We start from the raw sequence: 16,425 nt of genomic DNA, 5'->3' as shown, positions 1-16,425 counted from the left end.
GTTCTATTGTGTTAAAACACAATAGAAAGAATTTATTAAAACTACTTATTACAGAACATGAGACGGAAAATCAAGATACATTTATGACCTTTTCTCTTGAGCATGTAGAGGATTTTATATATTCACGGATAAAAAAATACTCAAATCAAAAGTATAATGCCCGACACTTTTTTCCTTCTTCATTGCTCCAATACATGATGTATAGGAATGGCAGAGAAATTTGATAGAGAAAGTATATAAACTCGAAGAATGAGGTGTAAATATGGAGAAAAAACCACGTTTTATTGTACCAAAGCCTAAAAACAATACAGAAAAAGATCCAGAATCTATATTTAGGGAGCTGCAAATTCCAAGTGTGAAGGGTCTTTGGTCTCAACAAGCAGATATTTTAAGAGATTATTATGATAAATATAAAGAAAGCGGTAACGTTGCAATTGAACTTCCAACAGGAACGGGTAAAACACTTGTGGGTTTGTTGATTGCTGAATATAGAAGACGATGCAAAAACGAAAGAGTTATCTATTTATGTCCTACGAGACAGCTGGCTTATCAGGTGTTTGAAAAATCACAGGAGTATGGAATTAAAGCAAGTATTCTAGTTGGTGCGCAGGCAAATTATTCGGAGAAGGGTTATGGTGATTATTTAACAGGTAACACAATTGCGATAACAACCTATAGTGCTATCTTCAATACCAATCCAAAACTGAATGATGCAAATACAATAATTTTTGATGATGCACACTCTGCTGAAAATTACATCTCATCCTTATGGACATTCTCTTTAACCAGAAAGGAAAATCCCGAAGTGTTCCGTAGTCTAATTGAGCTATTTAAAGAGGATATCTCTGATTACAACTACTCAAGGATTGTTAGAGAGGATTATGAGTATAACAAGCCTATATATGACCTTGTACCCTATCCAAAATATTTAGAGAAACTTCCAGAATTAGTTCAGTATATAGATGAGAATATAAGTAAAATTGCAAATAAGGCTAAATACCCTTGGTCTATGATAAGGAATAATTTAGAGGCTTGCCAGTTATTCTTTTCTTGGGGAGAAATAAACATTAGACCATTAAGTCCTCCTACACTTACACATTCCCCTTTTGCAAATGCCAAACAGAGGATATTTATGTCAGCAACATTAGGCGAAGGTGGAGAAATTGAAAGAATAACTGGAATTAAAAAAATTAATAAGATTCCCATTCCTAAAGGTTGGGATAAATACAGTAATGGTAGAAGGTTGATACTGTTTCCTAATAGGAAATTCAATAGAAGCGAATCCTTGGAGTTAACTTTTAATGCAATTAAAGAACATGGTAGGGCATTAGTTTTATGTCCTGATAACAGAACATCAAGCTACTTTAAACAAGAGTTTTCCAAAGTACATCCACAAATACCTATTGTTGAAGCAGCAGATATCGAAGAAAATCTAAATCCTTTTACCAGTAAGGAACGAGCTGTTCTTCTTTTAACTTCAAGGTATGATGGAATTGACCTTTCTGAAGATTCATGTCGCCTATTAGTCCTATATGGAATGCCAGAAGCTACAAATCTTCAAGAAGGATTTCTGTGGAATAGGCTAAATGCAAATATCCTTTTAAAAGAACTCGTAAAGACAAGAATTACTCAGGCATTAGGAAGATGTACACGTTCTAGTGATGATTTTGCGAATGTTTTAATGGTTGATCCAGCTTTACTAAAGTTTTGTGCTAATAACGACAATCTAAAAGGATTTCATCCAGAAATCCAAGCAGAAATCGATTTTGGAATTCAGAACTCTGAAAATTTTGAGTCAATCGAGGAAGTCATTTCACTAATGAATGATTTCATATATGATAAAGAGCTATTTTCCGAGATTAATATTGCTATAACTAGTATTAGAGAAGATTATGAAAAACAAATCCAAAAATCAACTAGTGCATTAACTAATAGTGTGAAGTATGAAATAGAATATGTTTATGGCATGTGGAAAAATGATTTAGAATGGTCATTAGAAAAGGTTAAATCTGTTTTAGATACAGCAAGTGGCGGAAAAGAATTAGATGGTTATAGGGCTTGGTGGTATTATTTAGCTGGTAATACAGCTTATTTAGCAAAAGATACTGTTGCATCAGCAAAAAAATTAAGTTCCGAATATTACTCTGCTGCACTAAGAATGACCTATGGAATAAGTTGGTTAGCTGAAATAATAAGTCACTTATCGCTAGACAGTAAAGATGTAGTTAATATTGATCCCTATCTGTCTTTACAAGCGGAAAATATTGAAGATTTCATATCGAACTTGGGGCTTAATGGTGGGAAATTTGAAAAAAATGTAAATGAGTTTTTAGAGTTAATCCAAAATGATGAAGGTGAAAAATTTGAAAAAGGGATAAGTAAGTTAGGTGAATTTTTAGGGTTTGAATCGGAAAGGCCCTTTGGGGATGGTGTTCCAGATGGTATATGGATATTAAGAGATTTAATTTGGGCATTTGAGGCAAAATCAGAAGAGGATAAAGAACATAGTATTTCAATCAGTACTTGTAGACAGGCTTTAGGGCATAAAGATTGGATCAAGCATAAAAAAGAATTGCAAAAAGAGCAGGATGTAAATGTTACTATTTTAAGTCATAAGGATAAAATCCACACTGAAGCTGTACCACATGGACAAGAACTATTTCATTTAGAAGTTGATAAGATTAGAAATTTATCCCTTAAAATAACTCAAGTACTAAGGAAAATAAGAAGTATGATTTCAAAAGAAAATGGTAGTAGCCTACTAACAAAAGAGCATATATGCCAAATCATTGAACATGAAAATTTAACTTATAGAGATATTGTTGAACTATTGAAGGATATTAGGGTCAGTGAAATGGAAAAAGGTAAATAAGTCATAACAGCCTATTTTTGTAGGCTGTTTTTATTGGTTAAGTGAATCCTAAACATAGAGGCGGCGTTATTGTAAGCTTCACAGACGATAGTCATAGAATGAGGAACAGACAAAGGATTATTAATAGAGAAAGTGTTCAAAAATAATCAGCGAATTTGTCCATTTTAACTTGAGGCTTACAAACGTAATGCTTACCGTCTGTTAAATAAATTGTTAGTATAAAACGGCTGCTTTCGCTGTTCTTTAGCTATGAATTCAACCTCCCCAACCGCTAGAGCGTGCTATAATAGTTCTAGGATATTATTGGATAATGGGGGAGCGAAAAATGAACGCTATAGAAATATTAGAACAAACTAAGGCTAATTTAGCTCAAGCTTTAGACGAGTGTTTTGATAATAGGCTTGGAAATCCTTTCGCTGATAGGAAAGTAGCGGATAACTCATACCAAGAAAGCCGTTCTATTATCAAGGTAATTGCGAATGAACGTGGGTTAACGATTCCAGACTTTATAAAGACAAGCCGTACTATTGATGAAGCAGTTGACGATCTAACGAATGAATTAAGGGAGTACGATAGCCAATACACAGTAAAAAATATCGTTAGGGCTTGTTTCAACGAATATATAGATTTCCTGGAAGATGAGCAGCTAGACGTAAAAATTATTCACGTGAAAAGCGAGGTACCCGAGCATTTAACGTTTGAGCACATTAAAGAAGATTTAGCTAAGTGTGATAAACGATTTGAAGAAGGTGATTACTCGGGAACTATTACAAGTGCCCGTTCATTGGTAGAGGGTGTTTGCAACGAAATTATTGTTAACATTACGGGGGAAAGTTTAAAAGATAAGCTTGATTTACCTGCGTTATTTACTAGAGTTCGAAAAGAATTAAACTTAAATACCGATAACCCTAAACTAGAGAAACCGCTAAAGCAGGTCCTAAGCGGATTAATAAGCATAGTTAACGGATTAGCTGAAATACGTAATGAAACAGGGGATGCCCATCATAGAAGATACCCCGTTAACAAGCACCATGCGTTAGTTGTTATTAACTCGGCTAAAACGGTAGTTACGTTCCTGTTTAATACCTACGAATACCAGTTGGATAAGGGTACGTTAGTAAAAGCGTATTAAAAGGGGCTTGCGTTAACGCTTGCCCGTTCAAAATAATCAATTTGGTATTTATGCTGTATCCTTCTTTAATTAATAAATTTAATAAAAAAATTAACAAGTGTTCAACCAAAAAATACTATTAACTTATATAGACGTTTTTCTTCCCGTTCTTCTCTGTTTTCATACTAGATTTAGAAGAAGACCAAAATATTCTCTATAAATGAACAGGAGAAACTAGCAAAATTTAGTTTACATGAACATTTTGAAAGAAGAGCTAATAACAGTACTCATTAAATTGGGTACTGTTTTTTCTTCTGTAGAAAAAATGAAGAACTAATGTTCGCTTGCAATCATGTTCATGGTACAATATATTAATAGGTTATATAATAAAATTCGACATTTTACCATACATAGTTGTAGAGAATTATGTTAAAATATTTTAATTGAGAAAGTAATTCAGAATGAGTTAAATCAACTTAAAGATTGATCGAAGGAAGAATCTTTAATATAATATATCTTGGGTATACGTAATACCGAGAGGATGTTCAATATGTTAAAAGTAGCTGAATTGTTTGCTGGAGTAGGTGGTTTCCGGCTAGGTTTAGAAGCAACAAATGGATTTGAAGTGGCTTGGGGCAATCAATGGGAACCTTCTAAAAAAGCACAAGATGCTTTTGATTGCTATGCTAGACGTTTCGAAGGAAAAGGAATTCATTCTAACGAAGATATCGCAAAAGTTGATGCGAATAGATTAATAGATTTAAACGTGGATATGATAGTAGGTGGGTTTCCTTGCCAGGATTATTCAGTTGCTCGAACACTTTCTGGAGAAAAAGGAATCCAAGGGAAAAAGGGTGTCTTATTCTGGGAGATTATTAGATTAGCGACTGATTTGCGCCCAAAATACTTACTTTTAGAGAACGTCGATCGTCTATTGAAATCTCCTTCAAAACAACGGGGGAGAGACTTTTCTGTCATGCTAGCTAGTTTCCGTGATTTGGGTTATTCTGTAGAATGGCGTGTGATTAATGCTGCTGAGTATGGACAGGCCCAAAGAAGGAGAAGAGTGTTCATTTTCGCTATTCGGAATGACTCTCCGTATCTTAAGGTAAGACAAAACATTGAAGATGAACTTATGATTAAAAGAGAAGGTTTCTTCGCCGGAGCTTTCCCGGTTACGGATAATCCATCGAAATACAATCCTGATTCATTCATACTGCCACAGGATTTAGTTGAAATCTCAGAACACTTCTACAGCAAATATATGAACGCGGGTATCATGAGGGATGGAGTGGTGTATACAGAAGAAGTCACGCCTAAGCTTGAATCACCGATTACCCTGAATGATATAATTGAATCAAATGTAGATGAGAAGTATTATTTATCAGAAGCTCAAATCGAAAAGTTTGAGTATCTGAAAGGTCCCAAGAAAATAGAACGTACTTCTGCGAGTGGTCATAGTTATGTCTTTTCAGAGGGAGGAATGGCTTTTCCAGAAACTTTGGATAAGCCAGGCCGGACTATGTTGACAAGCGAGGGTACAATTAACAGGAGCAGCCATGTTATCGAAGACCCAGAAACCAAGAGAATTCGTGTTTTGACTCCGGTGGAGTGCGAACGTCTTAATGGTTTTCCTGATAACTGGACAGAAGGAATGTCTGATCGAATGAGGTACTTTTGCATGGGTAACGCTCTTGTTGTGGGCTTGATACAGCGTATGGGCGAACGCATTCTTGAAATTGAGCAAGAAGAGCAAGAAGCAATCAAGAATGATCCGCAGCAACTAAGTTTATTTTAAATGAGATAAGAGAAAGGCCTTGACTGACTAGTCAAGGCCCTTATTCTTATATGGCTTCTACTGATTTCGCATCTTCAATGAAAGTGGCTATTTTTTCGATTGTTTTATCAAAATCTTGCCGGATTTCGTGCTCCCAAATCCTTAAAATATGCCACCCTTTTTGTAGGTAGAATTGGGTATGTTCCTTATCACGCTCCTGGTTTCTTTCAAGTTTTTTCTTCCAGAAATCAATATTACTTTTTGGCATTTTACCGTGGATTGGGCAAAAATGCCAGAAGCAAGAATCTATGAAAATGACTACTTTATATTTCTTAATAGCTATATCGGGGGTCCCAACCATTCCACGTACATTCCTTCTGAATCGTAAACCTTTTTTCCAGAGCTCCTGTGTGACAAGGGATTCCAATTTTGAAACAGCCTTGATTGAAGACATGATTTTACTTCTTTGCTGGTCCACCATCGTTTATCTCCTTCCCAGGGCATTGTTACTATGTTCTACCAACTAGAGAGGAAATTAAACATGGAACAGGTAGAATAATTACTTTGGAAGAAACGACGATAATAGACAATTTAAGTTTCAAAAAAAGAAATCAATCTAGCTCCTTAACTATTTCTGCAATATAGCTGTTATTTAACCAATAACATTGTTTCGTCATTTTTTGTCCATCCGGCAAGACGATTTTATCACTTCCATCTATTCCTTTGGGCCTGAGGTGGGTAACTCCATTGAATCCGATTTTGGGAAGGTTATTCGTTTCAACTAACTTCTTCCCATGGTATTTGTATTCAATCACTACACCTTCATTGATCACTTTATTTACACTACTCCATAATTCTTTTATCTTAGTCTCGATTGTTTTTAATGGCATATTCCACAACTTGATTCCCTTGAAATATAACTTCCTGTCCGGGTTCTGTTTTTTGGTTTCTCTAAACTCAAATACAACAAACAAAAATTTGGTTTCCTGGAAACGTTGCCGGATATAGCTATCTTCCCAAGTTTCCTGTATCCACTGTTGGAAATCGATATTTTCAAAAGACATATGCTGTTCAGGTTTTCCATTCGGTTCAAGGCGTATGGTTTTAAACTGGATATTTGCCTTAGTGAACTCTTCGATATTATCTAGCTTGGTTCCCTTAATCCCTAAAAAAGAACTGACTATACTTGGTACAAAACTTTTTGATTTTGGATTGTATTTTATATTGAACTGATCAGCTATTTGTTCGTCAGTCCACCCTATATACGGAGAGAACTTTTCAACGAGCAAATCTTTCAAGGTCTTCTTTTCCAAGTCATCCGCAGAAGCGAAACTTACCAAATCCTCATTCTTAATATATTTGCGGACTAAGGCGGTCATATACGACTGCTTCAAGGAATATGCACGTTGCATAGCCAACTTATTAGAAAAAGGTTGTGTCCGTAGTTGCTTATTATTTGCCCCTTTTGTGCATGCGCCTAAATAATTCGTGTCACCTTCTGATATTTCATGTGCATTGCCATTCCTGATTTTGTTAATGATGGTTTCCCAATCCTGCTTTATTATTTCTAAGTCAGCTTTGGGGTATGTGAATAGTATACTTTTATAAATACGATAATCATTCCGGTCAATTTCAGGAAGCCATTCATAAAACATTAGCAGTAATTTCTCGTTTTTCTTCCAGAAGCTTGATGTGTAGAAGTAAGTATGTACCTCTTCCATGTAATTGATGATATTAAGGACTAAGCGTTCCTTGGCCGATAGCGATCCGTTTTTATTACGTTTGAATGGTGTAACCTTCAATTCGACACCTAAATGTTCAAAGTCTGGCTGGGCATTTGAATTTACGGTGTAACCAAAAAAACTTTCTTCAATAACTTGCCCTAACCCGCCTTTCGCTTTTTTATTTTCCAACCTGTCATAAATATCAATCTCTCCAAAAGTTTTTCCCTCTGCCTCGTGCGCTTTCTCTACTAGTTCTTCCAAAGTAAAGTATTCCAAATCAATCACCTCTATCATTAACTAGATTGCTTTTATATCAAAAGGGTATTTTTTACAAATTTGTAATTACAGTATAAATCATCCTGCAAGGAATTACTAGATTGCCAATTACGCTATTAGAGTGTTGAATTAATATTGCAGAACAAAGGATTCAGCATAAAGAAATTCCTTTGTCCATGTAGACAAATACTCAAACGTGGTTGGCGCTGCAATGATTCTGGATATGCTGACGACTGACGAAGTTGAGATTATGATAGATAAGTATTTAGCTAGTACTATGGGATTATAGTGGGGCAGCCAGTATAAATGAAATGAAGCATCCCCTTTGTTGAAGGGGATGCTTCATTTTTGCTGCTTTCGATAAACAGGTAATCCTAACTCTATGAGACGGGAACGCTTTTATATTTGTTATTGAGGAAGAATATTGTCTATTTAGAGTTATTCACAGCCTTTTATTTCCATACTATCTTTAGTAGTATTAAATTAATAGTTTTTAATAAAAAAAGAGGGTGCTTCAATGCTTGATCTCAATCATTTTCAATCAATATTAAACATGGATAATACAGAATTCCGATGCAGAAAGGCATTGGATGAAATTTCGCCGGTTATTAAACCATTGTTTGAACGCTTTGTAGACAAGTTAGATATTCAATTAAACGAAGAAGTATATATACGTAGCTACGATACTACCTTGTCTACAACATATCATGATGCAAGAAATCCAACATATGCAGAAAAGAAAAAAGTCTCAGACATTGGTCGCAAATACTTTGTTGGGTTATATCGTAAAGTGAAAGATAAAGAATATAACCTAATCACTTTGGAACTTAATGGATTCAGCCAATTAATCCTTATCCACCATGAGGTGAACTTTATCCCGTTTTGGGCATGGTATAAAAATGAGAAGATACATAGTGTACTAAACTCGATTCCCTTGGAGTTCGATATTTTGACTGGCTGGAAAGAAAAGGAGAAAATTCCTAGAGAGGATTTCGTTAAATACATAAAAGATTGTATCAAACCAAGAAGGCGTCCGTGGTTTCAAATTGGAATGAGTCTTCCTTTGGAAAGCCAACTTGAAGAACAGTTATTGATAGATAGCCTTCTCAGAACTTGGAAGCAGTTGGAGGAATATAGAACTTATTTTAATGAAGAAATAGATTTAACCCATAAAACTTACAATGCATTGATGGCTCTGGCCTCAACTAGAAATATAAAGGAAACTGAACTACTAGGGCGTACATACACAGTTGAAATTTCTTCTGCAGAAGGATACAAAACAAATGCGAAGAGACAGTCGTTTCATATCTATGAGAGCGACCAGTTGGTTACAAAGGGTTTTCTATATTATTTTGAGTTCCATGAAAAGTTCTCTCCTTTCCAAACCATTATGGTACAGATAGAAGGGCATAATCATATATTTACAAATGCTCGTGAAATTTTAGGTAATGGTATTAAGGAATGGAAGATATCAAAATCCTTTACCACACAATCCCTGGATAACCATCAGGTAATGGCAGAGGCAATGAAATTATTGAACGAACATGGAATTGAAGCAGGAAGCAATGTATATAGAGTTGGTAGTTTTAATAATGTGACTCAAATCTTTGTTGAAGGTAACGAACAAGTTAAGAAAAACTTCATTGACGCTGCTTTGTTATTTGCGCATGCAAGCCAAAAACTTGAATTGCCTACTGATGAACAAGATGAAGAAGAGGACTTAGTGGATTCACCGACTGAGAACACTGATTTACTTGAACCGAATTTTCAATTTGAGGAAATCTATCAAACTATAACAAATAGTAGTTTCACTTTTTCAAAAGAAATTATCCGGGACCTGCATCTGAATTTAACTGCTCTTGATGATAAGCATTTTGTTCTTTTAAGCGGCATTTCTGGAACCGGAAAAACTCAATTATGCCGTCTGTATACTAATGCAGTCTATGGTCTGGAGTATGAGGATGAAAATCCGTACTTCACGATCATTCCGGTAAGGCCTGATTGGACTGATGCGAGTGCCCTGTTTGGATACTATAGTTCTTTTGAGAAGCGATATGTTAGAACAGAGTTTCTTAATGTTATCCTAAATGCTTTGAAGGAAAGGGAGAAACCTCATTTTATTTTACTTGATGAAATGAATCTTGCTCGAGTTGAATACTATTTAAGTGATTATCTTAGCGCGGTTGAATCAAGAAAGGAAATACCATTGCATCAAGATGACCATATAGATGAAATCCCTAAAAGGCTATTAATCCCGCCTAATGTTTATCTACTAGGTACGATTAATGTAGATGAAACCACTCATTCCATCTCTGATAAGGTGCTTGACCGTGCATTTGTCATGACCTTGTCTGATGTTGACTTTAATGCATACTGGGATCGTGCGGACCAGGATATCAAGGAGGTGCTCGGTCGAGAATTTGCCATGCTTAAGGAATTGCATCAGATGTTATTAACGTATGAACTTCATTTTGGTTATCGGACAATGGGGGAAATGTTGCGCAAACTGTTTGTTAATCATCAGTTGCCTGAGGAACATCAAATGGAGTCGTTAAAAGCTTTAGATCGCGTTATTTCTGAGAAGGTTTTAACGAAAATTCGTGGTGATGAAAGGATTGCTGCAATGTTAAGAAAGATGGAAGTTTGGCTTAAGGAAAACCTTAAGGCTGATTCCATCTCGCTAAAACATGTCAAAAGGATGCAAGAGGAGCTGGAGTATTATGGAGCAACTCAGTTCTGGAGATAACTACCTTGAAATATTGGATATTAACCAAGGATGGATCCATATTACCGATGCGTATTTAACCGAAGCAGCTGAGTATAAACTCCGTTATAAAGGAGATAGCATCCATGTCACTATCCAGGATGTTCCTTTGCCATTTTACAGACAAGAGCAGGTTCTCTATGCAACTATGCTTACTCCGTTTCAAAGTGGAAGCTTAAGAATCTCAATTAATGGTCAGGAGTTTGAGTCTTATATTTATCCTGATCAACGTAAGCTAACTGAAGAGCAATATACTTTAATGATTGAAGACATATTGGAGGAAGCCAATATTTGTTTTCAATTATCTGGTTTGGAAACACAGGTTAACACTTACGGAAAGAGTCGAGAGCTATCTTGGACGCAATGGAGTTACATTGAACGCAACTTTCAGCAGCTACGACAAATTTTTTCGAAGATAGAAAGCAAGCTAATCAGAAAATTAGAGAAACAGACTACCATCATAAAAAGAGAAAAAGTTCAGAGAGCTGAACAAACGACCTTATCTTGGTTGGACAGAAAAGGGCACGGTCGAGATGTTCCTACGCATGTTGAAACGGCTAAAACATACGAAACTATTAACCTTTATGAGAATCAGGTCTTAAAGCAGCAAGTAATAGATTTATTCAGGCTGCTAAGGAACTATGAAGAAGCAGCAATTGATTCTGTATCCATGAAAGCCAAAAAGTATATATCGATTCTTCGATACTGGATGAATAGCCCCTTTTTAACAGAGATTGATGAAAATAAGGGTCCATACAACATAACCCAGACCTTTAGGAAGCATCCTGTTTATCGATTATGGTATGAATGGTTTGATAAGCTCTACAGGCATAAAAGGGAAGGAATTGGATTTTCTTACCCAATCGCTTTGAAGGATACCTTTTTCTTGTATGAAATGTGGTGTTATATGTATGTGGTTAAAATATTGAGAGAGTCACATTTAATTAAAGACACCAGCAATCTATTCAAGACTAATAGAAATGGATTGTTCTTGAATTTAGCTGAAAACAATCAGAGCTCCGTACATTTGGTAAATGACATGACTTTATACTTTCAACGATCCTATCAATACAATTCAAAGACCTTCCATACATATACGCAGAGAATGATTCCGGATATTGTACTGGAAGGGAAAGATTTCATAATTGTGTTCGATCCAAAGTACAGGGTACCTGGAAACATAGGAACCGCACTTGGGGAAATGCACAAATATCGAGATGGAATCATACATCGGGAATCTGGAGAAAAAGCAGTCAAGGAAGTCTACATTTTAACTCCTACATCAGATGATCAAGCAGATTCGATGAGGTATTTTGATGTGGAGTTTCGAGAGAATTTTGGAATGGGTGCTATACAGATGGTGCCAGGTAGTCTGAATAGTGAATTAAAACAATTAGTATTAACAAGCATGGACTACCTCAGGAGTTAGGAAGGAAGGATATTATATGTCTTTTTCGATAGAAAGCATTGCACAATTGGATCACTCAAAGGAGTTTGCCCAGCTCCACCAAAAGTTTCATCAGTTTAATCCATTAAAAGTTTTACGTGTCGATCAATTTGAAATTAGGCACTCAAATGTTCTTGCTTGGTTATTAGACCCGAGCGAGAATCATCAGTTAGGAAACTTTTTTATTAAGAAAGTAGTCTCTCGTTTGGTGACAAGGCAGGAAAATGAAGATAAATTAGCTGAAATAGACTTTTTAACGTATATGCATGCTTCTTTCTCAGATGTTGAAGTTTATCGCGAGGTAAAGACTCATACCAATCGATATATTGATATTGTTGTTGTAGTTCCCTCCCAAAAGATGGTTCTGGTTATTGAAAATAAATTTCATGCTTCAGAATCTCTGGGACAGCTTGATGATTATTTAGAATATGCAAAAAGGGTTTATAAGGATTTTAAGGTTATTCCGATTTTCTTAACCCTTAGGAGCGATGCACCGACTCATCCTGAATACTGGGTGCTCGACTATAATGACCTAATGGATATCATTCTTTTACATATTGAGCTAAATCGTGAAATCATGTCAGAAAATATTTTCGAGTTCTTGATGCATTATACTGCAATTCTGAAAGAAGAACTTGTACAAGATGAGGAAGCGATTCAACTTGCCCAAGATGTATATCAAACTAATAAGGCTGCAGTAGATTTTCTATACTTAAGTCAACATGATGAGTTCCGTAAACAACCAAGATATCGTGATATTTATACTTGGATTGACGGGTTGTCATTAGTACAACAAAATGCTTTAAAGAGAATCTATGCTAAAAAAAAGCAAACGATAGACTATATCTTTAAAATTGGAAGTAGTGTCCTTCATGAAGCATTTTTATCATTTGTTCAGCTCGAGGACCTCCCTATAGAGGTTTATAAAGCACATGCTCAGGTTCCAAATTTTATTTTGCCTGAATGGCTAGATTTTACCGAGACCATAGGAGAACCGGAACAGGGTTACTGGAGAGGGCATGGCTTGATCATATGGTTCGAAAGGACATGGAATGAAAGATTGAAAATTTCCATCGAGGTAGGACCTGTCCCTTATGAGAACCGTTTAAAGCTGCTTAATGCACTGGAAATTCAAGGTGTTTCAATTCGTCCTACAGCAAAATTAGAGGGAAAAAAATACACCAAAATATATACTGAGAATTTGAGTATAATTGATTGGGCAAACAAGCAAGAAGTTGTTACTGGCATGGAATCTTTATATCATGATGAAAATCTTAAAGATACTCTTAGGAAAATTGCAAAAGCGGTAGAGATGATTGAAAACAAGTTGGACCAAGAGTTACTAGAAGAGCGGAAGATTAGCGAGATTACATCTGAACAATTCCCTCAGGGTCCTTTCGTGAAATTTGCTCAAATTCATGGAATTGATTCGTCACATTATCGAGTCGGCAACAAGAATGCCTCTTTTTTGATGAGCGAGTTCAGAGAATTAGAGAAAACATTCGGGGTTACTCGAGAAAAATGGTGGTGGCATGACAGTACCTTTACATACTGGTTTGAGCGATTAAGAGATGATCGATTAAAATTGACTCTGGAATTAGGGCCACTTCAAGCTGATCAAAGACTCAAACTGATTAATCAGTTAGAAGAATCTGGAATCCTTTTTTCTGTTCAATCAAAACTGCCAACTTCTAGATATACTCGATTGTTCTCGAAATCTGTGTTTATAGAGGATTGGAACGATGAGGAAGAGTTGTATAGAGAGATGGTTAGGTTGTTTGAAGAAGATAAAAATCAGGAACTCTTAGGAGTAATCAAATCTTTGTAAATAGTAGTAAGGACTTCAGTATTCGAAAGCAAAGGGACATTTACAGTGCTCCTTCTTTTTCCCCTTATTGAATAGTACTTGAAGTTAAATAAGTCTATCATTCAATCAATAGTATGTAGGTGGTGACATTATTGGATAAAGTTGAAGTATTAAATTTAGCACCTAAGTTTTTATCTTTTTACGAACAGGCAAATAAGCCTGAAGTAGATGATGAAAAAAGATGGGCTCTTTGGAGGGAGCATTATAACTTTGCGGCGGTTCCTCCTGGAGACGAGGGAAAAATGATGGCGAGAAATTTGCTGGACGCTGCCTGGGAAGTTTATCCTGAATATTTAACTTTTATAGAGTCATGGAAACCCAATGAGGCAAAAGTAAGGGAGTACCTGACAAAAGTTAAAGCATTGCTTGGTTATGATAAGCCAATTGATTTAGTCGTTGTTTATTTCGTTGGGGGATTTGAAAATAATCCTTTTGTTGCTCCCTATGACCAAAAGCGTATGGCGCTTTGTCTACCGGTTGAGAACGGAGATTCTGAAATTTTTCTTGCACATGAACTGACACATATAGTACATACACAAACGGCAAATCTTACAGGTGAGTGGGAACGAACAATCGCATCTACTATTTTGCAGGAAGGGTTAGCGACTCAGGTAAGCAAATCTTTAGTCCCTGGGCATCCAGATGAACAATATATTGAGCGTGAAACAGGTTGGCTTCAATCTTGTAAAGAAAGCCGAGCGGAAATCCTAAACGGAATCTTTCCTTTTTTAGATGATGCCTCTTCAAAAGCGGTAACAATGTTTACGTTTGGGAATGGAACCACATACCATGAAAGAGAAGCATACTACGCCGGTTGGGAATTGGTTCATTTCCTTTTAGCTCAAGGAGTAACTTTTAAGGAGATGGCTAGTGTTTCAAGAGAGGGCTATTCCGAATTATTTACGAGACGTTTATCCAATGCTGTTTAGCTAGATTGGAAGCGCAGGGGAATATCCTGCGCTTTTTTCGGTTCGTTCAGTTTGGAAGGAATAGATTAGCGCACACTATCCAAACCAAGTAGGAACGTGTAATTTGATGATCACTGACACTACTGCCATTGTTTTTACCACGTAGTGACAGATTGTTTACCAATAAATGCTAAGCTGTTTTACCAGTGCTTTATATACATTCATCACTCAGCATATTCTCAAGTTGTTTCAACACAAATGTCTCACGCTTCAACCAGCCATTTTGCTCATATCTTTCTATCAAGCTTTCATTTTGCTTAATGGCTTCCTCCAGGGTAACCCATTTGGGTGTGAAATTCAGTTCAGCTTCGTACCCATCCAATTGTTGGGCCGTTTTTTCAACAGTTGCTAATTCACAAAGATAATAGTGCGAGGTCATTTCAAATAGGGCATTGTCGACATACTCGTCCATTTTCCGTTCAGTGACTGTGCCAACTTTGTCTTTGACTTTGCAATGCATATAACCTGTTTCTTCTCTTACTTCTCGTATTAGACATTCTTCGTGGCTTTCACTTTCCTCCAAGCCACCTCCTGGAAATTTATAATCTCCTTGATTGGATTGAACTAGCAGAATACATTATTCTTCATAATGATTGCCCTCATTGCTACTCTCTCTTTGGTTTTCTCAAAGCTTTTTAATATCGGTTTTTCTATTATCATTTCGAAATTCACGTTTTTCACCTTTTCATATTTATAAGGTCATAGATTGTTAACGAATAAAATGACTATGTAACACACTAGCTTATTCAAGCTTTCCGTAGAACTCCTATGCTATAAACCTGCATTTTGGAAAGCTGCTGCAGCCTTTGAACTTTCCTTTTTTACCTGTTCTGGAAACAAGGGGACTTCCACATCGAGGGCATATGTTTTCAGTCACCATTGTTTTCTTTTGCTTGAGCTCGTTTTTAATATCTGAGACATGCTTTTTCTTTATTTCTCGCTTTTGTTTTTGATCCTGGATGAGAAATGGGACGAGTAATTGCTTCACTTTACCGCGCTTAAAAAGGGATACTTCCTGTGTGACCTGGATTTTATTAATTGTAGCCAGAAGCTCGCTGCTTTTGATGACAAAGGCATTCTTGAATGGTTCTTTGAATTTTAGTGTGGCTTGTTTTCCGAATACGATTATCGAGTGGATGGGTATCTCTGAAGCCGCGTCTCCCAAGATTGTTTCAAGGGCTTTTATATGACCTGAATTCTGCCAAATAGGATTGTACAATTTATCTTTTCGCTGATAATTTGTCTGATTCCAATACTGGCTGTGTTCTGAGCCAGTAATCCAGCCTTTGTAGTTCTTCGTTTCAATGACAAATATGCCTTTTGGGGAAATTAATAAGTGGTCAATTTGAGTCGTTTGTCCATTTTCTTTCGGTAGATAGAGGTCGTTCATGAGGCTGTAGTTTTGAGAATCTAAAGAAGAAAGAATGTTGGCAACGTGCCTTTCTTCAATCCAGCCTTTAATTGTGGCAAAGTTGCGGTTTAAAATCCATATAACGACTAACATTAATACGGGAAAAAAATAAGAGTCCATTAATGATCTGCCTTTCATAGAGAAATATTTCCATTAATAGATTAACATATTTTTCACCATAATTAGCCATTTTTTGTCTATATTAATC

General features: G+C 36.2%; 12 protein-coding genes. 8 read left to right on the top strand and 4 right to left on the bottom strand.

Annotated elements, in window-relative coordinates; all coding sequences use genetic code 11:
- The 4 genes from ACH0QE_RS22165 to ACH0QE_RS22150 form a co-directional block, all read left to right on the top strand.
- Nucleotides 1–224, top strand: a 224-nt coding sequence (locus ACH0QE_RS22165) for a hypothetical protein (protein ID WP_415802603.1), incomplete at its 5' end; no start/stop codon positions are given.
- Nucleotides 225–262: 38 nt separating this feature from the next.
- On the top strand, nt 263–2,872 hold the full coding sequence (locus tag ACH0QE_RS22160) for a DEAD/DEAH box helicase (protein ID WP_415802601.1): 2,610 nt from the start codon (nt 263–265) through the stop codon (nt 2,870–2,872).
- Nucleotides 2,873–3,197: 325 nt separating this feature from the next.
- Entirely contained in the window at nt 3,198–4,004 is an 807-nt protein-coding gene (locus tag ACH0QE_RS22155) for an abortive infection family protein (RefSeq protein ID WP_415802600.1), read from the top strand.
- A gap of 529 nt (nt 4,005–4,533) precedes the next feature.
- Nucleotides 4,534–5,781: a DNA cytosine methyltransferase gene (locus ACH0QE_RS22150; RefSeq protein ID WP_415802599.1), complete on the top strand. Its 1,248-nt coding sequence runs from the start codon at nt 4,534–4,536 to the stop codon at nt 5,779–5,781.
- A 46-nt stretch (nt 5,782–5,827) separates the two neighbouring features.
- On the opposite strand, the gene ACH0QE_RS22145 is transcribed toward ACH0QE_RS22150, so the two are convergent.
- A complete protein-coding gene (locus ACH0QE_RS22145; protein WP_041964112.1) occupies nt 5,828–6,241 on the bottom strand; it encodes a very short patch repair endonuclease in 414 nt (137 codons plus the stop codon).
- Between the two features lie 130 nt (nt 6,242–6,371).
- Nucleotides 6,372–7,760 (bottom strand): Sau3AI family type II restriction endonuclease, encoded by a 1,389-nt coding sequence (locus ACH0QE_RS22140; RefSeq protein WP_415802598.1) that lies wholly within the window; start codon nt 7,758–7,760, stop codon nt 6,372–6,374.
- 517 nt (nt 7,761–8,277) lie between these two features.
- Between ACH0QE_RS22140 and ACH0QE_RS22135 the strand changes: the two genes are divergently transcribed.
- From ACH0QE_RS22135 to ACH0QE_RS22120, 4 genes are all read left to right on the top strand, one after another.
- Nucleotides 8,278–10,506, top strand: a complete 2,229-nt coding sequence (locus ACH0QE_RS22135; RefSeq protein ID WP_415802597.1) for an McrB family protein — start codon at nt 8,278–8,280, stop codon at nt 10,504–10,506.
- Entirely contained in the window at nt 10,481–11,953 is a 1,473-nt protein-coding gene (locus ACH0QE_RS22130; protein WP_415802596.1) for a DUF2357 domain-containing protein, read from the top strand. Before ACH0QE_RS22135 ends, ACH0QE_RS22130 begins: the two co-directional genes overlap by 26 nt.
- A 16-nt stretch (nt 11,954–11,969) precedes the next feature.
- Nucleotides 11,970–13,799, top strand: a complete 1,830-nt coding sequence (locus tag ACH0QE_RS22125; RefSeq protein ID WP_415802595.1) for a PD-(D/E)XK nuclease family protein — start codon at nt 11,970–11,972, stop codon at nt 13,797–13,799.
- 131 nt (nt 13,800–13,930) lie between these two features.
- The gene (locus tag ACH0QE_RS22120) at nt 13,931–14,767 is read left to right on the top strand and encodes a DUF2268 domain-containing putative Zn-dependent protease (protein ID WP_415802594.1); all 837 of its coding nucleotides are present in this window, start codon (nt 13,931–13,933) and stop codon (nt 14,765–14,767) included.
- Between the two features lie 190 nt (nt 14,768–14,957).
- Here ACH0QE_RS22120 and ACH0QE_RS22115 read toward each other — a convergent pair whose 3' ends face one another.
- The gene (locus ACH0QE_RS22115) at nt 14,958–15,329 is read right to left on the bottom strand and encodes an NUDIX hydrolase (protein ID WP_415802592.1); all 372 of its coding nucleotides are present in this window, start codon (nt 15,327–15,329) and stop codon (nt 14,958–14,960) included.
- A gap of 243 nt (nt 15,330–15,572) precedes the next feature.
- A complete protein-coding gene (locus ACH0QE_RS22110; RefSeq protein ID WP_415802591.1) occupies nt 15,573–16,337 on the bottom strand; it encodes an NERD domain-containing protein in 765 nt (254 codons plus the stop codon).
- Nucleotides 16,338–16,425 lie beyond the last annotated feature (88 nt).

Origin of the sequence: Mesobacillus sp., assembly GCF_047739415.1 — a bacterium.
Taxonomy (GTDB): domain Bacteria; phylum Bacillota; class Bacilli; order Bacillales; family Cytobacillaceae; genus Mesobacillus.
This window is presented reverse-complemented; position numbering and strand designations above follow the sequence as displayed.

Excerpts from the sequence above, each read along its gene's own strand:
- ACH0QE_RS22130 (WP_415802596.1), top strand. The coding sequence starts at position 10,481 with ATGGAGCAACTCAGTTCTGGAGATAACTACCTTGAAATATTGGATATT.
- ACH0QE_RS22160 (WP_415802601.1), top strand. The coding sequence starts at position 263 with ATGGAGAAAAAACCACGTTTTATTGTACCAAAGCCTAAAAACAATACA.
- ACH0QE_RS22110 (WP_415802591.1), bottom strand. The coding sequence starts at position 16,337 with ATGGACTCTTATTTTTTTCCCGTATTAATGTTAGTCGTTATATGGATT.
- ACH0QE_RS22155 (WP_415802600.1), top strand. The coding sequence starts at position 3,198 with ATGAACGCTATAGAAATATTAGAACAAACTAAGGCTAATTTAGCTCAA.
- ACH0QE_RS22145 (WP_041964112.1), bottom strand. The coding sequence starts at position 6,241 with ATGGTGGACCAGCAAAGAAGTAAAATCATGTCTTCAATCAAGGCTGTT.
- ACH0QE_RS22125 (WP_415802595.1), top strand. The coding sequence starts at position 11,970 with ATGTCTTTTTCGATAGAAAGCATTGCACAATTGGATCACTCAAAGGAG.
- ACH0QE_RS22150 (WP_415802599.1), top strand. The coding sequence starts at position 4,534 with ATGTTAAAAGTAGCTGAATTGTTTGCTGGAGTAGGTGGTTTCCGGCTA.
- ACH0QE_RS22135 (WP_415802597.1), top strand. The coding sequence starts at position 8,278 with ATGCTTGATCTCAATCATTTTCAATCAATATTAAACATGGATAATACA.